The 22610-nt window shown below is 65.3% G+C and carries 18 protein-coding genes; 10 read left to right on the forward strand and 8 right to left on the reverse strand.

The features are described 5' to 3' along the window. Positions 1 to 2: 2 nt before the first annotated feature. Positions 3 to 1712, reverse strand: coding sequence for a molecular chaperone HscC (locus NX780_RS09355; protein ID WP_258827593.1), 1710 nt, complete (start codon positions 1710 to 1712; stop codon positions 3 to 5). Positions 1713 to 1907: 195 nt separating this feature from the next. On the opposite strand from NX780_RS09355, the gene NX780_RS09360 reads away from it, so the two are divergent. The 3 genes from NX780_RS09360 (at position 1908) to NX780_RS09370 (ending at position 4904) form a co-directional block, all read left to right on the forward strand. Then, on the forward strand, positions 1908 to 3350 hold the full coding sequence (locus tag NX780_RS09360) for a M28 family metallopeptidase (protein WP_258827594.1): 1443 nt from the start codon (positions 1908 to 1910) through the stop codon (positions 3348 to 3350). Positions 3351 to 3364: 14 nt separating this feature from the next. After that, positions 3365 to 3868, forward strand: a complete 504-nt coding sequence (locus tag NX780_RS09365; protein ID WP_258827595.1) for a GNAT family N-acetyltransferase — start codon at positions 3365 to 3367, stop codon at positions 3866 to 3868. Positions 3869 to 3947: 79 nt separating this feature from the next. Beyond that, entirely contained in the window at positions 3948 to 4904 is a 957-nt protein-coding gene (locus tag NX780_RS09370) for an IS1595 family transposase (RefSeq protein WP_441294994.1), read from the forward strand. Positions 4905 to 4969: 65 nt separating this feature from the next. Here NX780_RS09370 and NX780_RS09375 read toward each other — a convergent pair whose 3' ends face one another. Then, positions 4970 to 6532, reverse strand: a complete 1563-nt coding sequence (locus NX780_RS09375) for a S8 family serine peptidase (RefSeq protein WP_258827596.1) — start codon at positions 6530 to 6532, stop codon at positions 4970 to 4972. Between the two features lie 383 nt (positions 6533 to 6915). On the opposite strand from NX780_RS09375, the gene NX780_RS09380 reads away from it, so the two are divergent. Then, a complete protein-coding gene (locus tag NX780_RS09380; RefSeq protein WP_258827597.1) occupies positions 6916 to 8022 on the forward strand; it encodes an S-(hydroxymethyl)glutathione dehydrogenase/class III alcohol dehydrogenase in 1107 nt (368 codons plus the stop codon). A gap of 217 nt (positions 8023 to 8239) precedes the next feature. Continuing rightward, the gene (locus NX780_RS09385; protein WP_258827598.1) at positions 8240 to 10051 is read left to right on the forward strand and encodes a M56 family metallopeptidase; all 1812 of its coding nucleotides are present in this window, start codon (positions 8240 to 8242) and stop codon (positions 10049 to 10051) included. A 70-nt stretch (positions 10052 to 10121) separates the two neighbouring features. Here NX780_RS09385 and NX780_RS09390 read toward each other — a convergent pair whose 3' ends face one another. Then, complete coding sequence (locus tag NX780_RS09390; protein WP_258827599.1) at positions 10122 to 10667, reverse strand: SRPBCC family protein; 546 nt, start codon at positions 10665 to 10667, stop codon at positions 10122 to 10124. A gap of 230 nt (positions 10668 to 10897) precedes the next feature. Between NX780_RS09390 and NX780_RS09395 the strand changes: the two genes are divergently transcribed. Then, entirely contained in the window at positions 10898 to 11308 is a 411-nt protein-coding gene (locus tag NX780_RS09395) for a GFA family protein (RefSeq protein WP_258827600.1), read from the forward strand. A 55-nt stretch (positions 11309 to 11363) separates the two neighbouring features. Continuing rightward, positions 11364 to 13685, forward strand: coding sequence for a UvrD-helicase domain-containing protein (locus NX780_RS09400; protein ID WP_258827601.1), 2322 nt, complete (start codon positions 11364 to 11366; stop codon positions 13683 to 13685). A gap of 39 nt (positions 13686 to 13724) precedes the next feature. On the opposite strand, the gene NX780_RS09405 is transcribed toward NX780_RS09400, so the two are convergent. The 3 genes from NX780_RS09405 to NX780_RS09415 are packed head-to-tail and all read right to left on the reverse strand — an operon-like array spanning position 13725 to position 16037. Next, positions 13725 to 14495, reverse strand: coding sequence for a BPSS1780 family membrane protein (locus NX780_RS09405; RefSeq protein WP_258827602.1), 771 nt, complete (start codon positions 14493 to 14495; stop codon positions 13725 to 13727). After that, positions 14492 to 15451, reverse strand: coding sequence for a homoserine kinase (locus NX780_RS09410; RefSeq protein WP_258827603.1), 960 nt, complete (start codon positions 15449 to 15451; stop codon positions 14492 to 14494). Before NX780_RS09410 ends, NX780_RS09405 begins: the two co-directional genes overlap by 4 nt. 49 nt (positions 15452 to 15500) lie before the next feature. Then, on the reverse strand, positions 15501 to 16037 hold the full coding sequence (locus NX780_RS09415; protein WP_258827604.1) for a hypothetical protein: 537 nt from the start codon (positions 16035 to 16037) through the stop codon (positions 15501 to 15503). Between the two features lie 167 nt (positions 16038 to 16204). Here NX780_RS09415 and polA point away from each other — a divergent pair, with 167 nt between their 5' ends. Next, positions 16205 to 18982, forward strand: a complete 2778-nt coding sequence (gene polA / locus NX780_RS09420) for a DNA polymerase I (RefSeq protein WP_258827605.1) — start codon at positions 16205 to 16207, stop codon at positions 18980 to 18982. 287 nt (positions 18983 to 19269) lie between these two features. Continuing rightward, positions 19270 to 20481, forward strand: coding sequence for a DUF4382 domain-containing protein (locus tag NX780_RS09425; RefSeq protein ID WP_258827606.1), 1212 nt, complete (start codon positions 19270 to 19272; stop codon positions 20479 to 20481). 67 nt (positions 20482 to 20548) lie between these two features. Here NX780_RS09425 and NX780_RS09430 read toward each other — a convergent pair whose 3' ends face one another. Beyond that, a complete protein-coding gene (locus NX780_RS09430; protein WP_258827607.1) occupies positions 20549 to 21397 on the reverse strand; it encodes a PEP-CTERM sorting domain-containing protein in 849 nt (282 codons plus the stop codon). Then, positions 21394 to 21660, reverse strand: coding sequence for a hypothetical protein (locus NX780_RS09435; RefSeq protein ID WP_258827608.1), 267 nt, complete (start codon positions 21658 to 21660; stop codon positions 21394 to 21396). Before NX780_RS09435 ends, NX780_RS09430 begins: the two co-directional genes overlap by 4 nt. Between NX780_RS09435 and NX780_RS09440 the strand changes: the two genes are divergently transcribed. Beyond that, complete coding sequence (locus NX780_RS09440) at positions 21659 to 22540, forward strand: dienelactone hydrolase family protein (RefSeq protein WP_258827609.1); 882 nt, start codon at positions 21659 to 21661, stop codon at positions 22538 to 22540. The two genes, NX780_RS09435 and NX780_RS09440, sit on opposite strands and share 2 nt — an antisense overlap. The last annotated feature ends 70 nt before the right edge of the window (positions 22541 to 22610 follow it).

Here is a 22610-nt window from a genome sequence, read left to right on the forward strand (position 1 = left end):
CTTCAGGCGTCGGGCAGCAGGAAGCTCTGGTGGTCGAAGTAGTCGACCACGTCGCGGAAGGATTTCGCGGCCGGCACGATGACGCGCTGGTCCTGCGATTCGAGCGCGGTCTCGAAACTGGTGATCTCGCGGCCCAGCTGCTCGCGCGGCATGCCGCGCAGGTGCTGGTAGAGCCGTTCGGCGCGCGCCAGCAGGGTGCGGTTCTCGATCCGGTCGCGCGGGTGGATCTTGAGTTCGGAAAGGGCGACGAAGCGCTGGGCTATCTCCTGTTCGCTCAAGAGGCCGGGATTGCCTTCGATGACGAGACTGTGCACTTCTTTCGTAGCGACCACCGTCGCCTCCACCTGCAGCAGGCCGTTGACGTCGTAGGTAAAGCGCACGTCGACGCCATGGTCGGCCGCGCCCTGGGGCAGGCGCACTTCCAGCTGGCCCAGCTTGATGTTGTCGCCGGCCATGCGCGCTTCGCCCTGGTAGACGACCAGCTCGATGATCTGCTGATCGTCGCGGATCGGGAAGTAGCGCTTCACGCGGCTGACCGGCACCACCGTGTTGCGCTCGATGATGGGGTCGAAGTGGCCGTGCGAGAAATGATCGCCGCTAATGCGCACCGTGGTGCTCACGCCCAGGGAATAGGGCGCCACGTCGGTCATCACCACTTCGTCCAGCGCCGCGTCGCGCATCTTGAGGCCCGCCTGCACCGCGGCGCCGAGGGCCACGACTTCATCGGGATTGATCTCGCAGGACGGGAAGCGGCCGAACATGCGCGCCGCCATGCGCCGCACGATGGGCATGCGGGTAGCGCCCCCGGCCAGCACGATGTTGTCCAGTTCCGCCAGGGGCAGGCTGGCGTCGCGCAGGGCGCGCTCGACCGGACTGCGCAGGCGCGCCAACAGCAGCGAGCAGGCTTTCTCCAGCGTGGCTTCGTCGAGCTCCATGCGGTAGTCCTGGCGTCCGTCGCCGGCCACGATCTCGGCGCGCGGGCTGTCGCTGAGCGCGCGCTTGGCCAGTTCCGCCTGCGCGCCAAGGCGCTGCATGAAAGCGGCGTCGTGGCGCAGGGTAGCAGGCGCCTTGCTGGTCTCGAAGAAGCGCTCGACCAGCACGGCCACGAAGTCCTCGCCGCCCAGGTGGTTGTCGCCGGCCGAGGCGCGCACTTCCATGACGCCGTCGAACAGGTCGAGCACCGAGACGTCGAAGGTGCCGCCGCCCAGGTCGAACACGAGGAACTTCGATTCGCCCTCGCGCAGGTGGATGCCATAGGCCAGCGCCGCCGCGGTGGGCTCGTTGAGCAGCCGCTCGACCTTCAGGCCGGCGAGCTGGCCGGCGGCGCGCGTCGCCTTGCGCTGGGCGTCGGAGAAGTAGGCGGGCACCGTAATGACGGCTTCCTCGACTGGCCGGCCGAGCGCCGCCTCGGCGTCTTCCTTCAGCGAGCGCAGTACCAGCGCGGACAGTTCTTCCGGCCGGAAGGCGCGCTTGCCGAGGAAGATCGTCTTGTCGCTGCCCATCAGGCGCTTGAAGTTGGCGGCGCTGTGCTGCGGGTGGGTCTGCAGGCGTTCGCGCGCGGCGCGGCCGACCAGGATCGATCCGTCCTCGTCGACGCTGACGCAGGATGGTGTCAGGACCTCGCCCAGGCTGTTCGGGATCAGGCGTGCGGCGCCGTCCTCCCATACCGCGATCAGGCTGTTGGTGGTGCCCAGGTCGATCCCGACGATCATCGTTTTCCTCTAGTGTGTGCAGGTGAATCGGACGATCTTACCGCCAAGTCGGGGACGGTGGCCGGGCTGTCCCGCTTTTATACGGTGTGGGTAAAACGCAATATGTATGCATATGCCCCGGGGTGCCCTTCGTTGACCGCTTCGCCCCGCCATGCGATATTGCTTTTCTTGCCATCTATCACCGAAAGCAATCGCATGCGTCTTTACGTCACTGCCCTCGTCCTTGCGCTCGCCACCGCCGGCTGCGCCTCCGTCCCGACCCAGCTCGACACCATTTCGCCGCAGGTCCTGCGCGGCCACGTCTCCTTCCTGGCTTCCGACCTGCTTGAAGGCCGCGGCACGCCTTCGCGCGGGCAGGACGTGGCGACCGAATACATCGCGTCCCAGTTCCGCGCCGCGGGCCTGGAGCCGGCCGGTGACGACGGCTACTTCCAGACCGCGACCTGGCAGTACGCCGAGCGCAAGGAAGGTGACGTCGTCCTCAGCGTCAAGGCCGGCGGCGCGGCCATCGAGGTGCCCGCGGGCGGCGTGACCGGCAACTTCCTCGACGCGGTCTCGGTCGCCGGCGCCGCCACCGTCTTCATGCCCTGGAAGGACGCGCTGGCGAACAACGCCGCCGCCGACGGCAAGGTGCTGGTGGTGCCGGCCGGTCCGGTGCCGGGCGCCGCGCGCCTGCTGCAGCAGAAGCTGACCAGTAAACCATCGCTCGTGATCCTGCTCGACAAGGAAAAGCGCCATGGCGCCGGGACCGGCGGCTGGCTGGTCGATCCGGAGCAGCCGCCGGCAAAGGGGGCGGTGCCGGTGCTGGTGCTGCACGCGCCTGACGCCGCGCAGGCGCTGGAGAAGGGCGGTGCGACGGTCACGGCGCGCGTGGCCGCGGCTTCGCTGCGTCCGGTCAAGCTGCGCAACGTGATCGGCGTGCTGCCGGGGTCGGATGCGAGCCTGAAGAGCAGCTACGTGCTGGTCACGGCCCACCACGACCACGTCGGCATCCGCGACGGCGAGGTGTACAACGGCGCCAACGACGACGCCAGCGGCGTGGTCTCGGTGATCGAGATCGCCAGGGCCCTGGCCGCGAACAAGGAACGCCCGCGCCGCAGCATCGCCTTCATGACCATGTGGGGCGAGGAGCTCGGCCTGCTGGGCGCGAAATACTACGCGCGCCATCCGGTGTTCCCGCTCAAGGACACGGTGGCCATGATCAACCTGGAACAGACCGGCCGCACCGACGACAGCGAGGGCAAACAGATCAACTCGGTCGCGATGACCGGCTTCGACTACTCGACCGTCAGCGAGATGATGAAGAAGAGCGCCGAACGCAGCGGCGTGCGCCTGTGGAAGCACGCCTCGTTCAGCGACATGTTCTTCTCGCGCGCCGATAACCAGGCCCTGGCCGACGCCGGCGTGCCGGCGCACACCCTGTCGGTGGCCTACGCTTTCCCCGACTACCACGGCAAGGATGACACCTGGGACAAGCTCGACTACGACAATATGGCGCGCGTGACGCGCATGCTGGCGGGCGGCGTGTACGACATCGCCAACGATGCGGTCCGTCCCGAGTGGACGGCCGTCCCGAAGGCGGCCAACTACGCCGCCAAGGGCCGCGAGCTGAAGGTCGGCGCGGCGTCCGCCAAATGATGGCGGACGCGTATGTGATTCGCCGGCTGCAGCCTCAGGAGTGGCAGGCCTATCGCGCGATCCGCCTGCGCGCGCTGGAGGAGGCGCCCGATGCGTTCTGCGCGACCCTGGCGGAAGCGCAGGCCTGGGACATCGGGGAATGGGCGGCGCGCCTGGAGCGGGCGGCGACGTCCGGCATCGACTGCCCACTGGCGGCCGAACAGGACGGGGCGCCGGTCGGCCTGTTGTGGGCGAAGGTGGATGCGGACCATCCGGACCGCGTGAACCTGTTCCAGGTCTGGGTGGCGCCCGAATGCCGCGGACGCGGCGTGGCGTCCGCCCTGCTGGACGAGGCCCTGGCCTGGGCGCGGGCGCGCGGAGCGCGCGCCGTGCACCTCGGCGTGAATCGCGCGAACACCCACGTGGTCCGGCTGTACGAACGCGCCGGCTTCGAGGCGATCGGCGCGCCGCGACCCATGCGCGAGGGTTCTTCGAATATGGAGCAGCAGATGCGCCTGCTTCTCACGGCAGGCGAATGAAAAGGCGCTGTCACCGTCAGATGTAGAAATTGAACTGTTGAGCTGAGCGGATGTCCAAGCTGGACCGTCAGGAGGGATCATGCGCTCGCCAGGCTTTGTCCGCTTGCTTCGGCAAGTGCCCATGCTCAACAGACAGCAACGCTCGCAGTTGCTGGCGGCACTGCGGCCGGCCCTCGGACTGGACAGCGTATGCGAGACGATCGAGCAGGTAAGGCCAGCGCCGCTGTCTTGTCCGGACTGCGGCGGCAGCCGCCATTACCGACATGGCGTGAACCGCGGCTTGCAACGCTACCGCTGCCGGGCCTGCCACCGAACTTTCAACGCCTTGACAGGCACCCCGCTGGCGCGCCTGCGCCACCGGGAAAAGTGGCTCGACTTTTCAAAAGAGATGCTCGACTCGCGCAGCGTGCGGGCGGCCGCGAAATCAGTGGAAATACACCGCAATACGAGCTTTCGCTGGCGCCATCGCTTTCTCGGCGGCATCCGGCGTGACCAGCCCGAGCGCCTGACGGGCATTGCCGAAGCCGACGAATTGTTCCTGCTCGAATCACAGAAGGGTTCACGCAAGCTGGACAGGCCCGCCCGCAAGCGTGGTGGCGTCGCACACAGCCGGGGAATCTCGCGTGAACACGATTGCATCCTCGTCGCACGAGATCGCGGCGGCCAGACCTGCTCCTTCGTCACCGGCCGGGCTGCCGTCACCGCCAGGCAGCTGTACCGGCATCTGCTTCCTGTGCTCGACCCGGACGTCCTTCTGGTGACGGACGGACACCGGGCCTACCAGACCTTCGCCAGGCAAGCGCGGATCGCGCACGCCTTCGTCGACCTGCGCCTGGGCGAGCGTGTGCGCGGCGCCGTGCACGTGCAAAACGTGAATGCCTATCACCAGCGTTTGCGCAGCTGGCTGGCGCGCTTTCACGGCGTGGCCTCGCGCTACTTGCCGAACTACCTCGGCTGGCGCTGGGCGCTGGATGGGGAACGGATCGCATCACCTGAGCGTCTCCTGAGAGCGGCAATCGGAATTTTCCACACCTGATAGTGACAGCGCCATGAAAAAACGGGACGCCACGCGGCGTCCCGTCTTTCATGCAGGGCAGGGGATCAGTTACCGCAGCCCAGCGAAGCGATGCGGTCGCGCGCGGCCTTCGCCTGCACCAGGCCGAAGCCGTACTTGGTGTCGCGGCCGGCCGTGCCCAGGTCGAGCGCGCTCTTGGTGAGCGAGGCGCGCATCTGCGCCGCGGTACAGGTCGGGAAGTAGCTCCACACCAGCGCCGCCACCGCCGACACGTGCGGCGTCGCCATCGACGTGCCGTCGTAGTAGGCGTAGTTGCTGGTCTTGATGCCGACCGTCGCGCTCTGGCCCAGCTGTCCCTTCAGCGCCGCGCCTTCGGTATCGGTCGCGGTGACGGACGGGATGTTGGTGACGGTGGTGCCCAAGGTGCCGCCGAAGGCGCCGGCCACGTTGTTGTACACGACCGCACCGACGCCGCCGCTGTTCTGGCAGTTGCTGACCTTCACGGCGAAGTCCACGGTGCCGCGCTGGATCAGGCAGACCTTGCCCGAGACCGCGGTATTGACCTTGTCGCCGATGCCGAAGTCGGCCAGCGGCGCGGTGGCGGTCTTGACCGGCGAGCCTTCCATGGCGCCCGGCGCATAGGCCACGCCGCCCACGTTCAGGACCGCTTCCTGGCCGCCGCCCATCGGGACGGTCGACAGCACGGCCACGCCGGGGCCGGCCAGCTCGACCTGGCTGTTGTACTGCGAGAAGGTGGCCCACTGCTTGTTCTCGTCGACGGCGCCGACCATGATCACGCTGGAATAGCCTGCCGGGTAGGACACCACGGTGTTGCCGTCGTTGCCGGCCGCGGCGATGTTCAGCACGCCCTTGGAATACAGGCTGTCGAAGGCGCGCTGCTCGGTGACGCTCTTGCGGCCGCCGCCCAGCGACATGCTGATCACGTTGGCGCCGGCGGCGCCGCACTTGTTGGCGGCCGAGGCCAGGGTCGAGGAATAGGCCCAGCCGTCCTTGCCGAACACCTTCACGATGTGCAGCTTGAGCTGCTGGTTCGGGTTCACGCCGACCACGCCGGTGCCGCTGTTGTTGATGGCGGCGATGGTGCCGGCGACGTGGGTGCCGTGGTGGTTCTCGTCGGTGTACCACCAGCCGGTGCCGGCATCGTACTCGCCGGTGACCGGGTTGGCCGACAGGTCTTCGTGGGCGCGGTCGTAGCCCGAGTCGATGATGCAGACCTTGCGGTTGGCGGCGTTCGCGTCCGACAGCAGGTCGGCCTGCACCTGCTTGATGCCGTAGGGGACCAGCTGGCCGCTCTGGTAGGGCGTGCCGGTCGAGGGGCTGGTCAGCGCGAAGGGCTTGCGCACCACGTCTTCCTCGACGTACTCGACGTTGGGATTGTGCTCGAGCCCCTTCAGTGCGACTGCCGGCACCTCGATCGCCATGGCGTTCATGCCGAAGATCTCGTGCTTGACCGCGCCTTTGGCCTGGGTGACCGCCGCTTTCATCGCGGCGGCTGCCCCGGGCTTGAAGGCGACGATGACGCGGGTGGTGCCGGGTGCGGCGGCCTGTGCCTGGCCGAAGACGCCGGCAGCCAGCATGGCGGCCAGGCATACGCGAAGAGAAGTTGCGCGAGTGTTGTTGTCTACCATTGATATTCTCCGTTTGAAAATAGATGACGCCGGGACTCTGCTGGCCCTGTGCGCTTTTTATCCCGCATGCATATGCGGAAAATTAAGTGTATTTCATAAACATCTATGGATGTAGTTACGCGTCAACTGTGCGCAGGAAATTTTTGATGAAGCACAATTCGTTTGCGATCTCTTCAAAAAGTAAGAGACTGTCGTGCTATCTTTGTCCCCAAACATCCACGGAGACCGATGGCGTTTTCGCCGCCCAAACCCACCAGATCGTCATTCCGGCACGCAATCTGCCCCATCTTCCACGCGCGAGCCCGGTCCTTGTTATCATTTCAAACTTTACGGCGTAGCAAGAGCGACGTCGTCCCATCGCTCATGGTTCAGGAAGGGAAGACATGAAGACCAAGGCAGCAGTTGCATGGAAGGCGGGCCACCCGCTCACGATCGAGGAAGTCGAGCTCCAGGGCCCGAAGGCGGGCGAGGTGCTCGTCGAAGTGAAGGCCACCGGGATTTGCCACACCGACTACTACACCCTGTCGGGAGCCGACCCCGAAGGCCTGTTCCCCGCCATCCTCGGCCATGAGGGCGCGGGCGTGGTGGTCGACGTGGGCCCGGGCGTGACCAGTTTGCGCAAGGACGACCACGTCATTCCGCTGTACACGCCGGAATGCCGCCAGTGCAAATTCTGCCTCTCGCAGAAGACCAACCTGTGCCAGGCGATCCGTTCCACGCAGGGCCGCGGCCTGATGCCCGACGCGACCTCGCGCTTCTCGCTGGACGGCCAGCCCCTGTACCACTACATGGGCACCTCGACCTTCTCGAACTACATCGTGGTGCCGGAGATCGCGCTGGCCAAGGTGCGTTCGGACGCGCCCTTCGACAAGATCTGCTACATCGGCTGCGGCGTCACCACCGGCATCGGCGCCGTGATCTTCACGGCCAAGGTGGAGGCGGGCGCCAACGTGGTCGTGTTCGGCCTGGGCGGCATCGGCCTGAACGTGATCCAGGCGGCCAGGATGGTCGGCGCCGACAAGATCATCGGCGTGGACCTGAACCCGGAACGCGAAGCGATGGCGCGCAAGTTCGGCATGACCCACTTCATCAACCCGACCAAGGTCGAGAACGTGGTCGACACCATCGTCCAGCTGACCGACGGCGGCGCCGACTACAGCTTCGAATGCGTGGGCAACGTCAACACCATGCGCCAGGCGCTGGAGTGCTGCCACAAGGGTTGGGGCCAGTCGATCATCATCGGCGTGGCGGCGGCCGGCCAGGAAATCTCGACCCGTCCCTTCCAGCTGGTGACGGGACGCGTGTGGAAGGGCTCCGCCTTCGGCGGCGCGCGCGGCCGCACCGACGTGCCGAAGATCGTCGACTGGTATATGGAAAACAAGATCAACATCGACGACCTGATCACCCACCACCTGCCGCTCGAGCGCATCAACGAAGGCTTCGACCTGATGAAGTCCGGCGAGTCGATCCGCTCGGTGGTCGTGTTCTAAAAAAACCTCCGGACGGGCCGCCCGGCCCGTCCAGTCCTCCTTCCCCGCTTTTTTCCATCTGTACCGCGATTCCTGCCGCCTGTCGCACGGGGCTGGCCGGCTTTGCCGTGTGCGCCTAGAGTCCATCATCGCCGGCGAGGTTCGGCTGAAAGTAGAAAAAAAGTTCTAGACAATTTTATCTAGAACTTTTAATCTAGTTGCCAACGATGGAGCATTGATGAACCTGAACGAACTGCTTGCGAGTGCCGCGCCGGCCCTGGCCTGGGCGCTGATCGATTTCCTGTGGCAGGGCCTGCTGGTCGGCTGGGCGGCGGCCCTGCTGCTGGCGGCGATGCGCAAGGCGCGGCCGCAAGCCCGCTATGCCGTGGCCTGCGGCGCGCTGCTGCTGTGCGCGGCGCTGCCGCTGGCCGGCACTGTCCAGCGCCTCGCCCAGGTGGATGATGGAAACGTGACGACCCTGCTGCCGCTGGCGGTGGCGGGGGCGGATGCCGCCCCGGCCGCCGTGCAGTCGATGGTGCTGGAGGCGGGACGCTTCGCCGGCTGGGAGGCGGCCCTGCAGGAACGCCTGCCTCTGGTGGTGCTGTTCTGGGCCGCCGGCGCCGGCCTGCTGGCCCTGCGCATGATGCTGGGCCTGGCCTGGGTGCGGCAGCGCAGCCGTCCCGGCCGCTATACGGTCGATGCGGTATGGCAGGCGCGGCTGGACGAGCTGGCGCGCCGCATGGGCATCGGCCGCCGTGTCGTGCTGGGCCTGGTCGGTGATTTGAAAAGCCCCGTGACGGCCGGCTGGTGGCGCCCGGTGGTGCTGGTGCCCGCAAGCCTGGTGTCGGGCATGCCGCCGCAGCTGCTGGAAGCGCTGCTGGCGCACGAGCTGGCCCATGTCCGTCGTTGCGATTACGTAGTGAATTTGATCCAGAGCGCGATCGAGATCCTGCTGTTCTACCACCCGGCCGTGTGGTGGCTGTCGAACCGGATCCGCGAAGAGCGCGAACAGATTGCAGATGATGTAGCCGCAAGCACGCTCGGCGAACCGCGGCGCCTGGCACTTGCATTGTCCGAACTGGACCTGTTCCAGTTCACCCCAACAGTTGTTCCAGCTGCCCATGGAGGAAATCTCATGTCCCGTATCAAACGCCTGGTTCGCCCCGAAGCCGAAGCCCTGAACTGGAAGCTCGCGCTTCCCATCCTGGGCCTCGCCGTCAGCGCCGCCTTTTATGCCTGGGCGAGTCCCGCCCACGCCGCCGCCGAGCCGCAGGAGAAGTCCACGGCAACAGTGCATGCGGATCGCGTCGTTACCAGGCACAAGGACGTCACCATCAATACCTCGCGCAGCGAACATCCCTACGCCGTGGTGCGCGCCGGCGACAAGGGCGTGTCCATGAGCGGCAGCAGCGACGATTGGGACGAGATCGAGCAGGCCAGGCGCCGGATCGGCGGCGACTTCCTCTGGTTCCGCGAAAACGGCCAGGCTTACTTCATCCAGGACGCCGCCCTGATGGCCAAGGTCGACGCGGCCTGGGCGCCGGTGACGAAACTGGGCAAGCAGATGGATGCCTACGGCAAGGAGATGGACGTGCACGGCAAGCGCATGGATGCCCTCGGCAAGGAAATGGACGTCGCGGCGCGCGGCATCAAGGTCGACGAGTCGAAGACCCGCGCCGCGGAGGCCCGCATGAAGGCACTGGGCAAGGAAATGGAAGAGCTGGGCGCCCAGTTTGCCAAGGCCGACGACGCCGAGCGCGAGCGCCTCAGCCGCCGCATGAGCGAACTCGGCAAGCAGATGTCGGTGGAAGGCCAGCGCATCGGCCAGGAATGGCAGGCGCCGGGTGTGCGCCAGGCGCAGAAGTCCATGGACGAGATCGGCCGCCGCATGAGCGAGGCCGGCAAGCCCATGGATGCCATCGGCAAGAAGATGGGCGCCCTCGGCAAGGACATGGAGCGCGAAACCCATGCGGCCGACAGGACCGTGCGCGCCCTGATCCGCGAGGCGCAGGAGAAGGGGCTGGCCAAGCCGGTGCCGCGCGCGGGCTGAACGAAAAAAGCCCGGCTGCCTGAGCGGCCGGGCTTGCCTCAATGGCGGGGAAGGTCTCCGCCAGGCTGGATCAGTGCTGGGCGATCTGGCCGCGCCATGCGCCGGTTTCCGAGCCGCGCTTCTCGAGCAGTTCCTTGAAGTTCTGCAGGTTGCCGCGCAGTTCCATGCGCACGGCGCCCATGGCATCACCCACGGACTCGATCGCGTTTTCCGGTTCATAGTCCATCTGGACCATCACGCGGCAGCAGTTGTCGGAGATCTTGTGGAAGGTAGCGACACCGCCGTTCTTCACGCCGGTGATGCTGCGCCATGCGATGCGCTTGTCCGGGACCTGTTCGGTGATCTCGACATCCCATTCCTTCTCTTCGCCGGCCACGTTGGCGCGCCAGTGCAGGTGCTTGTCGTCCAGCTGGCGGATTTCCTTGACACTCTTCATGAACTGCGGGAAGTCTTCGAACTGGGTCCACTGGTTGTAGGCGGTCTTGACCGGGACGTTGATCTCGATCGATTCCGACACCGAGGAGCTGGCGCCGAAGCCACGGTTCTGTTTGAGTTTTTTCGACAGCATCATGCCGCCAACGGCGAGCGCGGCAACGGTAACAACGCGATTCAGCATAAGTTTCTCCTTTGGATGGAAGCCGCCCGCATGTGTGGTGACATGGGCCCGTAGCGAGGCATGCGGACAAGATGGCTTCGTGAGGTACTGGCACGACGGGCCACGCGAATCTGTCGCGAATCTGTTATTAAAATAAGCGAAAAGACAATCATGCGGCGCGCGAAACGATGGGCCGCCTATACTGCCGAGTACGCATGGCTACGCTTGTTTTCTGCGTGAAAGGGGGGAGCATGGATTTGCAGGGAGGATGTTTCTGTGGTGCAGTTCGCTTCGAGGTCAAGGGCGAGATCTTCAACAGCACGCTGTGTCATTGCACGGACTGCCGCAGGGTTTCCGGCGCCCCCGCGCTGGCCTGGTTCAGCGCGCGCCGCGCCGATTTCCGCTACACGCAAGGCGAGCCTGCGCGCTTTTCTTCCAGCGAACAGGTGCTGCGCGGCTTCTGCCCGCACTGCGGCACGACGCTCACCTTCGAGGACGGCCGCTGGCCCGAGGAACTCGACATCACGACCTGTTCCCTCGATGATCCGACAAGCGTGCCCCCTGGCGACCATACCTTCGTGCGCAGCCGCCTGCACTGGGTAAAGCTGGCCGACGGCCTGCCGGAATACCAGACAACGCGTACGGCAGCCCAGGGAGGCTGAGCGCGGCAGCATACTGGATGGACATACAGTAAATCCGGCGGTATATAATGGCCGCATGCAGACCGATCTCCTCCACAACCTGAACGAAGAACAGCTCGCCGCCGTCACCCTGCCGTCGCAGAGCGCGCTGATTCTGGCCGGCGCCGGCTCCGGCAAGACCCGCGTGCTGACCACCCGCATCGCCTGGCTGATCCAGACCGGGCAGGTCTCGCCGGCCGGCATCATGGCGGTGACGTTCACGAACAAGGCGGCGAAGGAGATGCTGACGCGCCTGTCTTCCATGCTGCCCATCAATACGCGCGGCATGTGGATCGGCACCTTCCACGGCCTGTGCAACCGCCTGCTGCGCACCCACTACAAGGATGCGGCGCTGCCGCAGACCTTCCAGATCCTGGATTCGCAAGACCAGCTCTCGCTGATCAAGCGCATGCTCAAGGCGGCCAATGTGGACGACGAGAAGTACCCGGCCAAGGCGCTGATGTACTTCATCAACAACGCGAAGGAACAGGGCCTGCGCGCGAACCGGCTGGAGCCGAACGACCCGATCGAGCGCCGCATGATCGAGCTCTACGAACTCTACGAGGGCCAGTGCCAGCGCGAAGGCGTGGTCGATTTCGCCGAGCTGCTGCTGCGTTCCTACGAACTGCTGGCGCGCAACGGACCGCTGCGCCACCACTACCAGATGCGCTTCCGCCACATCCTGGTGGACGAGTTCCAGGATACCAATGACCTGCAATACAACCTGCTGAAGCTGCTCGCCGGCCACGACGAGGAGGGCGGCGGCGCCATCTTCGCGGTGGGCGACGACGACCAGAGCATCTACGCCTTCCGCGGCGCCAACGTCGGCAATATGCAGGCCTTCGAGCGCGAATTCCGCGTCAAGAACCTGATCAAGCTGGAGCAGAACTACCGTTCCTTCGGCCACATTCTGGACAGCGCCAACTACCTGATCGCGAACAACAGCAAGCGCCTCGGCAAGAACCTGCGTACCGACGCGGGCCAGGGCGAGCAGGTGCGCGTCTACGAGGCCGCCTCCGACCTCGAGGAAGCGCAGTGGATCATCGAGGAAGCCAAGAGCCTGATGAACGAGGGCGTGCCGCGCAGCGAGATCGCGATCCTGTACCGCTCGAATGCGCAAAGCCGCGTGATCGAGCATGCGCTGTTCGCGGCCGGCATTCCCTACACCGTGTACGGCGGCCTGCGCTACTTCCAGCGTGCCGAGGTCAAGCACGCGATCGCCTACCTGCAGCTGATGGACAATCCGCACAACGATTCGGCCTTCCTGCGCGTGGTGAACTTCCCGACCCGCGGCATCGGCGCGCGCTCGATCGAGCAGCTGCAGATGGCGGCCGATTCCTATGGCATCTCGCTGTACGCGGCCGTGCCTTACATGACGGGCAAGGCGGGCTCCTCGCTGGGGGCGTTCGTGAAGATCATCGAGTCGGCGCGCTTCGAAACCCAGCAGCTGCCGCTGCCGGAACTGGTGCGCGTGGTGCTGGAGCGCAGCGGCCTGCTCGAGTACTACCAGAAAGAAAAAGAAGGCGCCGACCGCATCGAGAACCTGGAGCAGATGGTCAATGCGGCGACCCAGTTCGTGCAGGAAGAAGGCTTCGGCATCGCCGCGCCCGCGCACCTGGGGCCGCCTTCCTTGCCGCAGGCAGGCGACGCGATCGTGATGGAAGACGGCATCGAGGTGCTGGAAGGCGGCGCGCCGCTGCCGAGCGTGATGTCGCCGCTGTCGGCTTTCCTGACCCACGCCTCGCTGGAAGCGGGCGACGCCCAGGCCCAGGCCGGCCAGGACGCCATGCAGCTCATGACCGTGCACTCGGCCAAGGGCCTGGAATTCGACGCGGTCTTCATCACCGGCCTGGAAGAAGGCCTGTTCCCGCACGAGAGCAGCGCGCGCGAGCTCGATGGGGTCGATGAGGAGCGCCGCCTGATGTACGTGGCGATCACGCGCGCGCGCCGGCGCCTGTACATGAGCTTTACCCAGCAGCGCATGCTGCATGGCCAGACCCGCTTCAACATGAAGTCGCGCTTCTTCGACGAACTGCCGGAAGAGTCGATCAAGTGGCTGTCGCCGCGGGTGCAGACCAACTGGTTCGCGGGCCGCAAATCGCAGACCGCCTGGGACGATGCCGAATTCCGCAACGGCACCGACAACCGCATCGCGCAGCAGATCACGAACAAGTCGGCCGCCGGCAACGGCACCGGCTGGCGCGTGGGCGAGACGGTGGCGCACGCCAAGTTCGGCGAGGGCGTGATCGTGAATATCGAAGGCGGGGCGGGGGCGGCGCGCGCGCAGATCAACTTCGGCGCGGCGGGGATGAAAGTGCTCGATCTGTCCGTCGCAAAACTCGAACGCGTCGGGCGTTGATTGGCATCGATGTGGGCGGCAATGCCGCCCGCACGACCGTTATTTTGCGAGGTTCACGCCGCCATCCTGCGGCTTGCCGAAAATCTGCCGGTAGCCCGCATACATCGCACACTGCAGCAGCAGCACGAACAGGAAGATCAGCCACATGATCACCACGCGCGTCATGTTCGAGGCGCCCAGCAGCAGGGTGATCACCATGCAGATTCCCAGGAAAATCGCGAACCAGGCCAGCAGCAGCACGATGAACACGCGCGCGCTGCGCAGCACGGCGAAGAAACTGTAGAAGATCGCCTTGCCCGGCGTCATCTTCTGCCAGTAGGTCAGCGGCGCCGCGAAGCACAGCGACATCAGGATGATCACGTCCAGGCCGAACACGGCGAACATGCCGAACAGGTCCGAGGCCGCCACCTGCGGCTGGCCGCCTTCGCGGCCCTGGCGCGCCATCTGTTCCCAGAAGCCCGGGTCGACCGCGAAGCGCATCAGGAGCGCCATCAGCAGCGACACGCCGAGGTAGATCAGGCCGACCTTGCACAGCTCCGGCAGCACGGGTTTGCGAAAACCGGTGAGCAGCACGCCGGGCGTGACCCGTTCGCCGTTCTCGATCATCAGGCAGGCCTTCATGAAGGCCATCGAGAAGGAAGGAATCAGGACCACGGCGACCATGGGCCCGAGCAGGGGCACGGCGCTGATGCCGATGCTGATCAGGATGTTCGCGAACAGCAGGGTGGTCAGGGCGGCGGGCTGCTTGCGGAACAGGCCGGCGCCTTGCTTGAGCCAGTGCCAGCCGGTGATTGCGGGAATAGAGTTCATAAGGGCAGCTGGGGCGCGGCGCGTTCGATGCGCTCGCGCAGGATGCGTTCGAAATGGGTCGGATCGTGCGGCGTGAGCAGTTCGGCCGCACGGGGAAGATGGAGGTCGTACAGGCGCGAGAGCCAGAAGCGCAGGGCGCCGGCGCGCAGCATCGGCTGCCAGGCGGCGCCTTCTTCCTGCGTGAAGGGCCGCGCCGCGTGGTAGGCGTCCAGCAAAGCGCGCACGCGCGCATCAATGAGCCTGCCCGTGGCCAGGTCGATGCACCAGTCGTTGACGGTGACCGCGATGTCGAACAGCCAGGTGTCGACGCCGGCGAAATAGAAGTCGAAGCAGCCGGACAGGCGCTCGCCTTCGAACATGACGTTGTTGCGGAACAGGTCGGCGTGCACCGGCCCGCGCGGCAGGGCGGCATAGGTGGCGCCGGCCGCGAAGTCCGCCTGGTAAGCCGTCTCCGTGCGCAGCAGCGCGGCTTCCTCGATGCTCAGGAATGGCTGGACCTCGGGCGCGGTGGCCAGGATCCAGTCCAGGCCACGCAAATTCGGCTGATGCAGTTCGAAATCCCGGCCGGCCAGGTGCATGCGCGCCAGCATGCGGCCCACTTCGGCGCAGTGCACCGGCTGCGGGTCGAGCTGGGAAGCGCCGGAGAGGCGGCTGACGATGATGGCCGGCTTGCCGTGCAGGGTGACGACCAGTTCGCCGTCCCCGTTCGGGACCGGCGCCGGCACGGGGATGCCCTGCTGCGCCAGGTGGCGCATCAATTGGACGTAGAAGGGCAGCTGTTCGAAACGCAGGTTCTCGAAGATGGTGAGGACGTATTCGCCCCTTTCCGTCGTCAGGAAGAAGTTGCTGTTATCGATGCCGGAAGAAATGCCGTCGAGCGCCAGGGCGCGTCCGAGGGGGAACTGCTTGATCCACTGGGTAAGGTCGTCCAGCGAGACCGCGGTGAAAACTGCCATGTGCTAGCAACAAAGGTGAGGGTCGGCCGCCAATCAGGCGGCACCGGGTTTATTTTTTCTCGACGGGTTCCAGGGGCGGCGGCGGCGGCGCGTCGGCACGGGGCGGCACGCCCGGCTTGGCCGGGGCAGGGGAGACGCTTCCATCGGCCGGGGGCTGCTTCTTCGGATTGCCGAAGTCGAATTCCTTGACGGTCCACTGCGGGCCGCGCTGCGAACTCATGGCGTCGCCAGGCAGGGCGGTGCCGACCTGGGTGTTCGGCTTCAGGGTGTAGCGGCTCGGGCCGCTTTCCACTTCCACCTCGGTCACCTGTCCGCGGTTGTCCCGCTTTTCGGTGATGCGGGTGCGTTCTTTCGGCGGGATGGTGGTGGCCGGCGTGTCGCTGCCCGGCTCGATGCGCTCGAGCTGGGGCGGCTGCTGGCTGGGGCGTTGCTGCGGCTGGGTCTGCTGCTGGGTCTGTTGTGAACCGGTCGATTGACCCGGTTGCTGGCCCGGCTGCGCGGGCATCTGCTGCTGGGCCAGGGCCAGTCCGGCGGGAATGAACAGGGACAGCGTCAAGAGTTTGAGGCGGGAAGATGTGCGCAACATGATGGTCACCTTGTGTCGTTTAGTCCATTGTAACAAACAGGCACCGTTCCCTGTGAAAAGTGCACTTAATCTCCCCGCCGTGTCCGACATGCAAGCCGGGAGAGGAGGGGCCGATTCTGCGATAATGACGAATACTCTTGCGCACCTACTTTCGATTCTTCGCCTCTATGGAAAATACCCTGCTGCTCGTTGACGGTTCCAGCTATCTTTACCGCGCCTACCACGCGCTGCCCGACCTGCGCAGCCCGGACGGTTTCCCGACCGGCGCCATGCACGGGATGGTCAATATGCTGCGCCGCCTGCGCGCCGACTACCCGGCGGCCTATATCGCCTGCGTGTTCGACGCCAAGGGCAAGACCTTCCGCGACGACCTCTATCCGGAATACAAGGCCACCCGCGCCTCCATGCCGGAAGACCTGGGCAAGCAGATCGAACCGATCCACGAAGTGGTGCGCCACATGGGCTGGCCGATCCTGATGGTCGAAGGCGTCGAGGCCGACGACGTGATCGGCACCCTGGCCGTGCAGGCCGCGGCGCGCGGCATGAAGACCGTCATCTCGACCGGCGACAAGGACCTGGCCCAGCTGGTGAACGACAAGGTCATGCTCATCAATACCATGACCAACGACAAGCTCGACGAAGCCGGCGTGATCGCCAAGTTCGGCGTGCCGCCGAACCGCATCATCGACTACCTCACCCTGATCGGCGACACCGTCGACAACGTCCCCGGCGTGAACAAATGCGGCCCCAAGACGGCCGTGAAGTGGCTGACCCTGCATGGCTCGCTCGACGGCGTGATCGAGAATGCGCATGCGATCACCGGCGCGGTCGGCGAGAACCTGCGCGCCGCGCTGGAGTGGCTGCCGAAGGGCCGCGAACTGATCACCGTGAAGACCGACTGCGACCTCGTCAACCACGTGGTCTCCTTCGAAGAAACCCTGGTCGGCCGCCCGGAAAACGCGGAAGCGCTGCGTGACTTCTTCCAGCGCTACGGTTTCAAGACCATGCTGCGCGAACTCGGCGGTGGCAATGGCCGTGCCGACGGCGCGGTGGCGCCTGCGCGCGGCGCCGGTCCGGGCGGCGCGCCGCTCAATTCCCCGGAAGGCGCGTCCGGCACCCTGCCGGGCATGCCCATCATCAAGGGCGAGTACGAGACCGTCCTCACCGACGAGCAGCTCGACAAATGGCTGGCGCTGGTCGACGCGGCGGAATTCACCTCGGTCGATACCGAGACCACGTCGCTGGATCCGATGACGGCTGAAATGGTTGGCATCTCGCTGTCCGTGGAAGCGGGCAAGGGCGCCTACATCCCGGTCGCGCACCGCTATGCCGGCGCGCCCGACCAGCTGGGTCGCGAACACGTGCTGGAGCGCATGCGTTCCTGGCTCGAGAATCCGGCCAAGCCGAAACTCGGCCAGAACCTGAAGTACGACATGCACATCTTCGAGAACCACGGGGTCAAGCTCGCGGGGATCGTGCACGACACCCTGCTGCAATCCTACGTCTTCGAGTCGCACAAGCCGCACGACATGGACACCATGGCGATGCGCCACCTCGGCTACACCACGATTCCTTTTGTGGACGTATGCGGCAAGGGCGCGAACATGATCTGCTTCGACCAGGTCGAGCTGAACCGCGCCACGGAATATGCGGCCGAGGATTCCGACATCACCCTGCGCCTGCACCAGACCATGCTGCCCCACGTCGAAGCCGACAAAGGGCTCACCTACATCTACCGCAACATCGAGATGCCGACCATGGAAGTGCTGCAGAAGATCGAGCGCAACGGCGTCCTGATCGATGCGGAGCTGCTCCAGAAGCAGTCGGGCGAACTGGGCGCGCGCATGCAGGAACTGGAGCAGCAGGCGTATGAAGCGGCCGGCGGCCCCTTCAACCTCGGCTCGCCCAAGCAGATCGGCGAGATCTTCTTCGGCAAGCTCGGCCTGCCCGTCATCAAGAAGACCGCCACCGGCGCGCCCTCGACCGACGAAGAGGTGCTGCAGAAGCTGGCGGAGGACTTCCCGCTGCCGAAGATCCTGCTCGAGCACCGCGGCATGTCCAAGCTGAAGTCGACCTATACCGACAAGCTGCCGAAGATGGTCAATCCGAAGACCGGCCGCGTGCACACCAACTACGCGCAGGCGGTGGCAATCACCGGCCGCCTGTCCTCGAACGAGCCGAACCTGCAGAACATCCCGGTACGCACCGCCGAAGGCCGCCGCATCCGCGAAGCGTTTGTTGCGCCCAAGGGCAGCGTGATCGTCTCTGCCGACTATTCGCAGATCGAGCTGCGCATCATGGCGCACATCTCGGGCGACCCGGCGATGCTGAAGGCCTTCGCGGAAGGCGAGGACATCCACCGCGCCACCGCCGCCGAGATCTTCGGCATCCCGCCCGAGGAAGTGCAGAGCGAGCAGCGCCGCTACGCGAAGGTGATCAACTTCGGCCTGATCTACGGCATGAGCGCCTTCGGCCTGGCCCAGAACCTGGGCATCGAACGCGCCGCCGCCGCGAACTACATCGACCGCTACTTCGCCCGCTTCGCCGGCGTGAAGCAGTACATGGACGAGACCCGTCTGCAGGCCAAGGCGCGCGGCTATGTGGAGACCGTGTTCGGACGCCGACTCTGGCTCCCGGAAATCAATTCGCCGAACGGCCCGCGCCGCGCCGGCGCCGAACGCGCGGCGATCAATGCGCCGATGCAGGGCACGGCGGCCGACCTGATCAAGCTGGCCATGATCGCGGTGCAGGGCTGGCTGGAAGCCGAAAAGCTCGGCACGCGCATGATCATGCAGGTGCACGACGAACTGGTGCTGGAAGTGCCGGAAGGCGAACTGGAACTGGTGCGTGTGAAGCTGCCGGAACTGATGGCGAGCGTGGCCGAGCTGAAGGTGCCGCTGGTGGCCGAGACGGGAGTGGGGAACAATTGGGAGGAAGCCCATTGAGTATGGGCTTCCGCGCATTGAGTATGCGCTTCCGCCCATTGAGTATGGGCTTCCGCGCATTGAGTATGCGCTTCCGCCCATTGAGTATGGGCTTCCGCGCATTGAGTATGCGCTTCCGCGCATTAAATTGGGAGCATTGTTGCGTTGTAGATACTGAATACTCGGCTCATCTGTAAAGACTGTAAGTATTTGTTTCAAGGTGAGCCATAGCACGTAACAATTGCCGTGGGGAATGTTAAGATCCTTTCAAGCGCTGTCATTGGCGAAGCAAGAAAGGTATCCGTAACGTGTTCAAGAAAAAATCCCACTTCGCCCTGCTGGGCGCCACTGTCCTTGGCGCCGCAGTCCTTGTCGCCTGCGGCGGCGGAGGCGGCGACACCGCGCCCGCCACGCCTGTCAGCACCGCCGGCACGCTCGCCGTGTCGCTGACCGATGCCCCGGCCTGCGGCTTCGATGCCGTCAATGTCACCGTCTCCAAGGTGCGCGTGCACCGCAGTGACAGCGCACTCGACACCGAGCCGGGCTGGACCGACATCACCTTGAACCCGGCCCGCAAGATCAACCTGCTGAACCTGACCAACGGCGTGCTCGAGGCGCTCGGCCAGACCTCGCTCGAAGCCGGACGCTATACCCAGATGCGCCTGGTGCTCGATGCGAATGCGGGCGGCACCGCCAATACCGTGGTCCCGCTCGACGGCAGGGCCGAGTTGCCGCTGGAGACCCCGAGCGCGGTCCAGAGCGGCATCAAGCTGGTCGGCGCGTTCGAGGTGAATGCCGGACAGAAGACCGAGGTCGTGCTCGACTTCGACGCCTGCAAGTCGGTCGTCACCCGCGGCAAGGGCAGCTATGCGCTCAAGCCGGTCGTGAAAGTGGTGCCGGTCGCCGCCAACGGCATCTCGGGCTTCGTCAGCACCGCGGTGCTCGGCAGCGGCGTGCAGGTCTCGGCGCAGCAGAACGGCAGCATCGTCAGCGCGACCACCCCGAACCCGTCCACCGGCGAATTCTTCCTCTCGCGCCTCGCGCCAGGCAACTACGACGTCGTGATCACCGCCGACAATAGCGCGGCCAGCGTGGTTGCCGCGGTCCCGGTCGCTTCGACCACCAGCACCACCGTGCTCAGCACATTGATGTCGCCGATCCTGCTCGCGCCGGGCAATACCGGCGCGATCGGCGGCACCGTGACCATGACGCCGGCGGGGGCCGAGCCGGCCTTCGTCGCGGCCAAGCAAAGCTTCGCCGCCGGCCCGACCGTGACCATCAAGTATGCCGGTGCGGACCTGGCGAGCGGCGCCTATACCATCGCCAACCTGCCGGTGAGCGCGCCGCAGTTCGCGAGCTACAGCGCGACCCTGCCGCTGAGCTTCAGCGCCAGCAGCACGGCCCCCGCCGGCAAGTACCGTGTCGAGGCTTCGGCCACAGGCTACGCCGCCAAGGCCGTCGACGGCGTGGATATCGGCAGCAGCAACCAGTCGAACGTGAATTTCGCACTGAGCCGCTGATCACCGCAGGCAGAACGAAAAAGGGGCGGACCCGTGGGGCCGCCCCTTTTTCGTTCACCCGCGTTTTTCAGGCGCGGCGCTTGCGGCGCACGCCGCCCAGGCCCAGCATCGCAATGCCGAACAGGGACAGCGATGCCGGTTCCGGCACCATGACGATGTCCTCGATCGGCATGAAGTCGATGTCGAGCGTGGCGCCGAAGAAGTTCAGGTCGCCAAGCACCTCCAGGCTGAAGTCCAGCTTGCGGTCGCGCAGCAGGGAGGCCAGCAGGTCCCGGTCGTCGGCCAGCGAGCCGCCGAGAACGATCTCGCCGGTGTAGTCGGTGGTGACGATGCGGTTCTGGTACTGCTTCTGGACGATGGTCGTGACCTGCTGGCAGTTCGCGGTGCCTTGCTCCCACTGCGTTTTCAGGCAACTCACGTTCGTGTTGTTCTTCACATACTTGACGCTCGTCGACTCGATATAAGTCCGGCTCGGGACGATGTCATCGCTCTTTATTTCCGTGGTCGCGCCGGAATAGTCCGCACCGCCAAAGGAAAGCTTGACCGACTCCTTTTCGCCCATGCCGGTGCGCGGCATGGTGACCGTGGTGGTGACGGTGTCCGTAAAGGTGCGGCCGGCCTGTCTGGAGCCTGGGCTGCCGCTCGCCTGGCGTACGGTCACGGGCGCCGAATTGACGCTTTCGCCGGTGGTGTAGGGAATCACGTCGCCGTCGTCGATGAAGAGGAAGGAGAATTTCAGGCTGCTGACGGCGAAGTTCTTTGGCAGGAAGGACGCGTCGAAGCTGCCCTGGTAGCCGCCTTGGCTCATATAGGAGGGAAGGCCGGTGGCCTGCAGCGTGAGCGGCACGGCCATGGCAGGGGTGGCGCCGAGGGCGAGGAGGGCCATCACGGTGTTGAGGCGGTTTCGGAGCTTCATGGTTTTTCCTTTGTGGTCACAACAGTAGCAGTAAGAAATTGACAAATTTGATTGTTGTCTATAGAGAGCAATACTTGTGCCATGGAAAAAATCCCAGCCAAATCAAGGGCATGTATTGACGACGCGAGCGGACTGTCAAGTTTCTCGACAGTTTTCGTAGGTTGCACAATTGAAATTTGTGTCCGCGCCGTCCAAAACCGATACTGATAAGATAACGTTGCCATTTCATCTTCTTCTTCATACTTATCCGGAGGGACGTTCATGAAAGACCTGATCTCGGACGGCGAAAGCCTGCTCGCCACCAGCGCATTCGATAACGGCGTCGACCGCCGCGTCTTCCTGAAAGCGGCCGTCGGCAGCGGCTTCGCCGTGGCGGCGCTGCCGGTGGTGGCCCAGACGCAGATCCAGACCAGTACCGACGGCCTGGACGCGGCCGACCACATCGTCGTCGTGGGTGGCCAGGACGTGCCGGTCTACCGCGCCCAGCCCAAGGACCGCACCAACCTGCCGGTGGTGCTGGTGATCTCCGAGATCTTCGGCGTGCACGAGCACATCAAGGACGTGGTGCGCCGTTTCGCCAAGGCCGGCTACCTGGCCCTGGCGCCCGACCTGTTCGTGCGCCAGGGCGATGCCACCAAGACCCCGATGCCGGAGCTGATGAAGAACATCGTCGCCAAGGTGCCGGACGCCCAGGTCATGAACGACCTGGACACTATCGTGAAGTGGATCAAACAGCGCGGCGGCAACACCGACAAGCTGGGCATCACCGGCTTCTGCTGGGGCGGGCGCATCACCTGGCTGTACGCGGCCCACAATCCGGACGTGAAGGCCGGCGTGGCCTGGTATGGCCGCCTGGTCGGCGAGACCAATCCGCTGCAGCCGAAGCAGCCGATCGATGTGGCCCAGGGCCTGAAGGTGCCGGTGCTGGGCCTCTACGGCGCCAAGGACACCGGCATCCCGCTGGATTCGGTGGAGCGCATGCGCAAGGCCCTCGATTCGGGCAACAGCCGCTCGCAGATCCACGTGTACCCGAACTCCGGCCACGCCTTCCATGCCGACTACCGTCCGAGCTTCAATGCCGACGACGCCAAGGACGGCTGGAGCAAGACGCTGAACTGGTTCGCCAGGAACGGCGTCGCCTGATTCCCGGGCCAACTGGACTTGCACAGCGGCGGGGCCGGACAGGTTACAATGTCCGGTTTGCGGCGCGAAT

This window comes from Massilia agri (assembly GCF_024753255.1).
Taxonomy (GTDB): Bacteria; Pseudomonadota; Gammaproteobacteria; order Burkholderiales; family Burkholderiaceae_D; genus Telluria; species Telluria agri.

Coding starts and splice junctions, on each gene's coding strand:
- NX780_RS09355 (WP_258827593.1), bottom strand. CDS start 1,712: ATGATCGTCGGGATCGACCTGGGCACCACCAACAGCCTGATCGCGGTA.
- NX780_RS09360 (WP_258827594.1), top strand. CDS start 1,908: ATGCGTCTTTACGTCACTGCCCTCGTCCTTGCGCTCGCCACCGCCGGC.
- NX780_RS09370 (WP_441294994.1), top strand. CDS start 3,948: ATGCGCTCGCCAGGCTTTGTCCGCTTGCTTCGGCAAGTGCCCATGCTC.
- NX780_RS09375 (WP_258827596.1), bottom strand. CDS start 6,532: ATGGTAGACAACAACACTCGCGCAACTTCTCTTCGCGTATGCCTGGCC.
- NX780_RS09380 (WP_258827597.1), top strand. CDS start 6,916: ATGAAGACCAAGGCAGCAGTTGCATGGAAGGCGGGCCACCCGCTCACG.
- NX780_RS09385 (WP_258827598.1), top strand. CDS start 8,240: ATGAACCTGAACGAACTGCTTGCGAGTGCCGCGCCGGCCCTGGCCTGG.
- NX780_RS09390 (WP_258827599.1), bottom strand. CDS start 10,667: ATGCTGAATCGCGTTGTTACCGTTGCCGCGCTCGCCGTTGGCGGCATG.
- NX780_RS09395 (WP_258827600.1), top strand. CDS start 10,898: ATGGATTTGCAGGGAGGATGTTTCTGTGGTGCAGTTCGCTTCGAGGTC.
- NX780_RS09400 (WP_258827601.1), top strand. CDS start 11,364: ATGCAGACCGATCTCCTCCACAACCTGAACGAAGAACAGCTCGCCGCC.
- NX780_RS09405 (WP_258827602.1), bottom strand. CDS start 14,495: ATGAACTCTATTCCCGCAATCACCGGCTGGCACTGGCTCAAGCAAGGC.
- NX780_RS09410 (WP_258827603.1), bottom strand. CDS start 15,451: ATGGCAGTTTTCACCGCGGTCTCGCTGGACGACCTTACCCAGTGGATC.
- NX780_RS09415 (WP_258827604.1), bottom strand. CDS start 16,037: ATGTTGCGCACATCTTCCCGCCTCAAACTCTTGACGCTGTCCCTGTTC.
- polA (WP_258827605.1), top strand. CDS start 16,205: ATGGAAAATACCCTGCTGCTCGTTGACGGTTCCAGCTATCTTTACCGC.
- NX780_RS09430 (WP_258827607.1), bottom strand. CDS start 21,397: ATGAAGCTCCGAAACCGCCTCAACACCGTGATGGCCCTCCTCGCCCTC.
- NX780_RS09440 (WP_258827609.1), top strand. CDS start 21,659: ATGAAAGACCTGATCTCGGACGGCGAAAGCCTGCTCGCCACCAGCGCA.
- NX780_RS09435 (WP_258827608.1), bottom strand. CDS start 21,660: ATGAACGTCCCTCCGGATAAGTATGAAGAAGAAGATGAAATGGCAACG.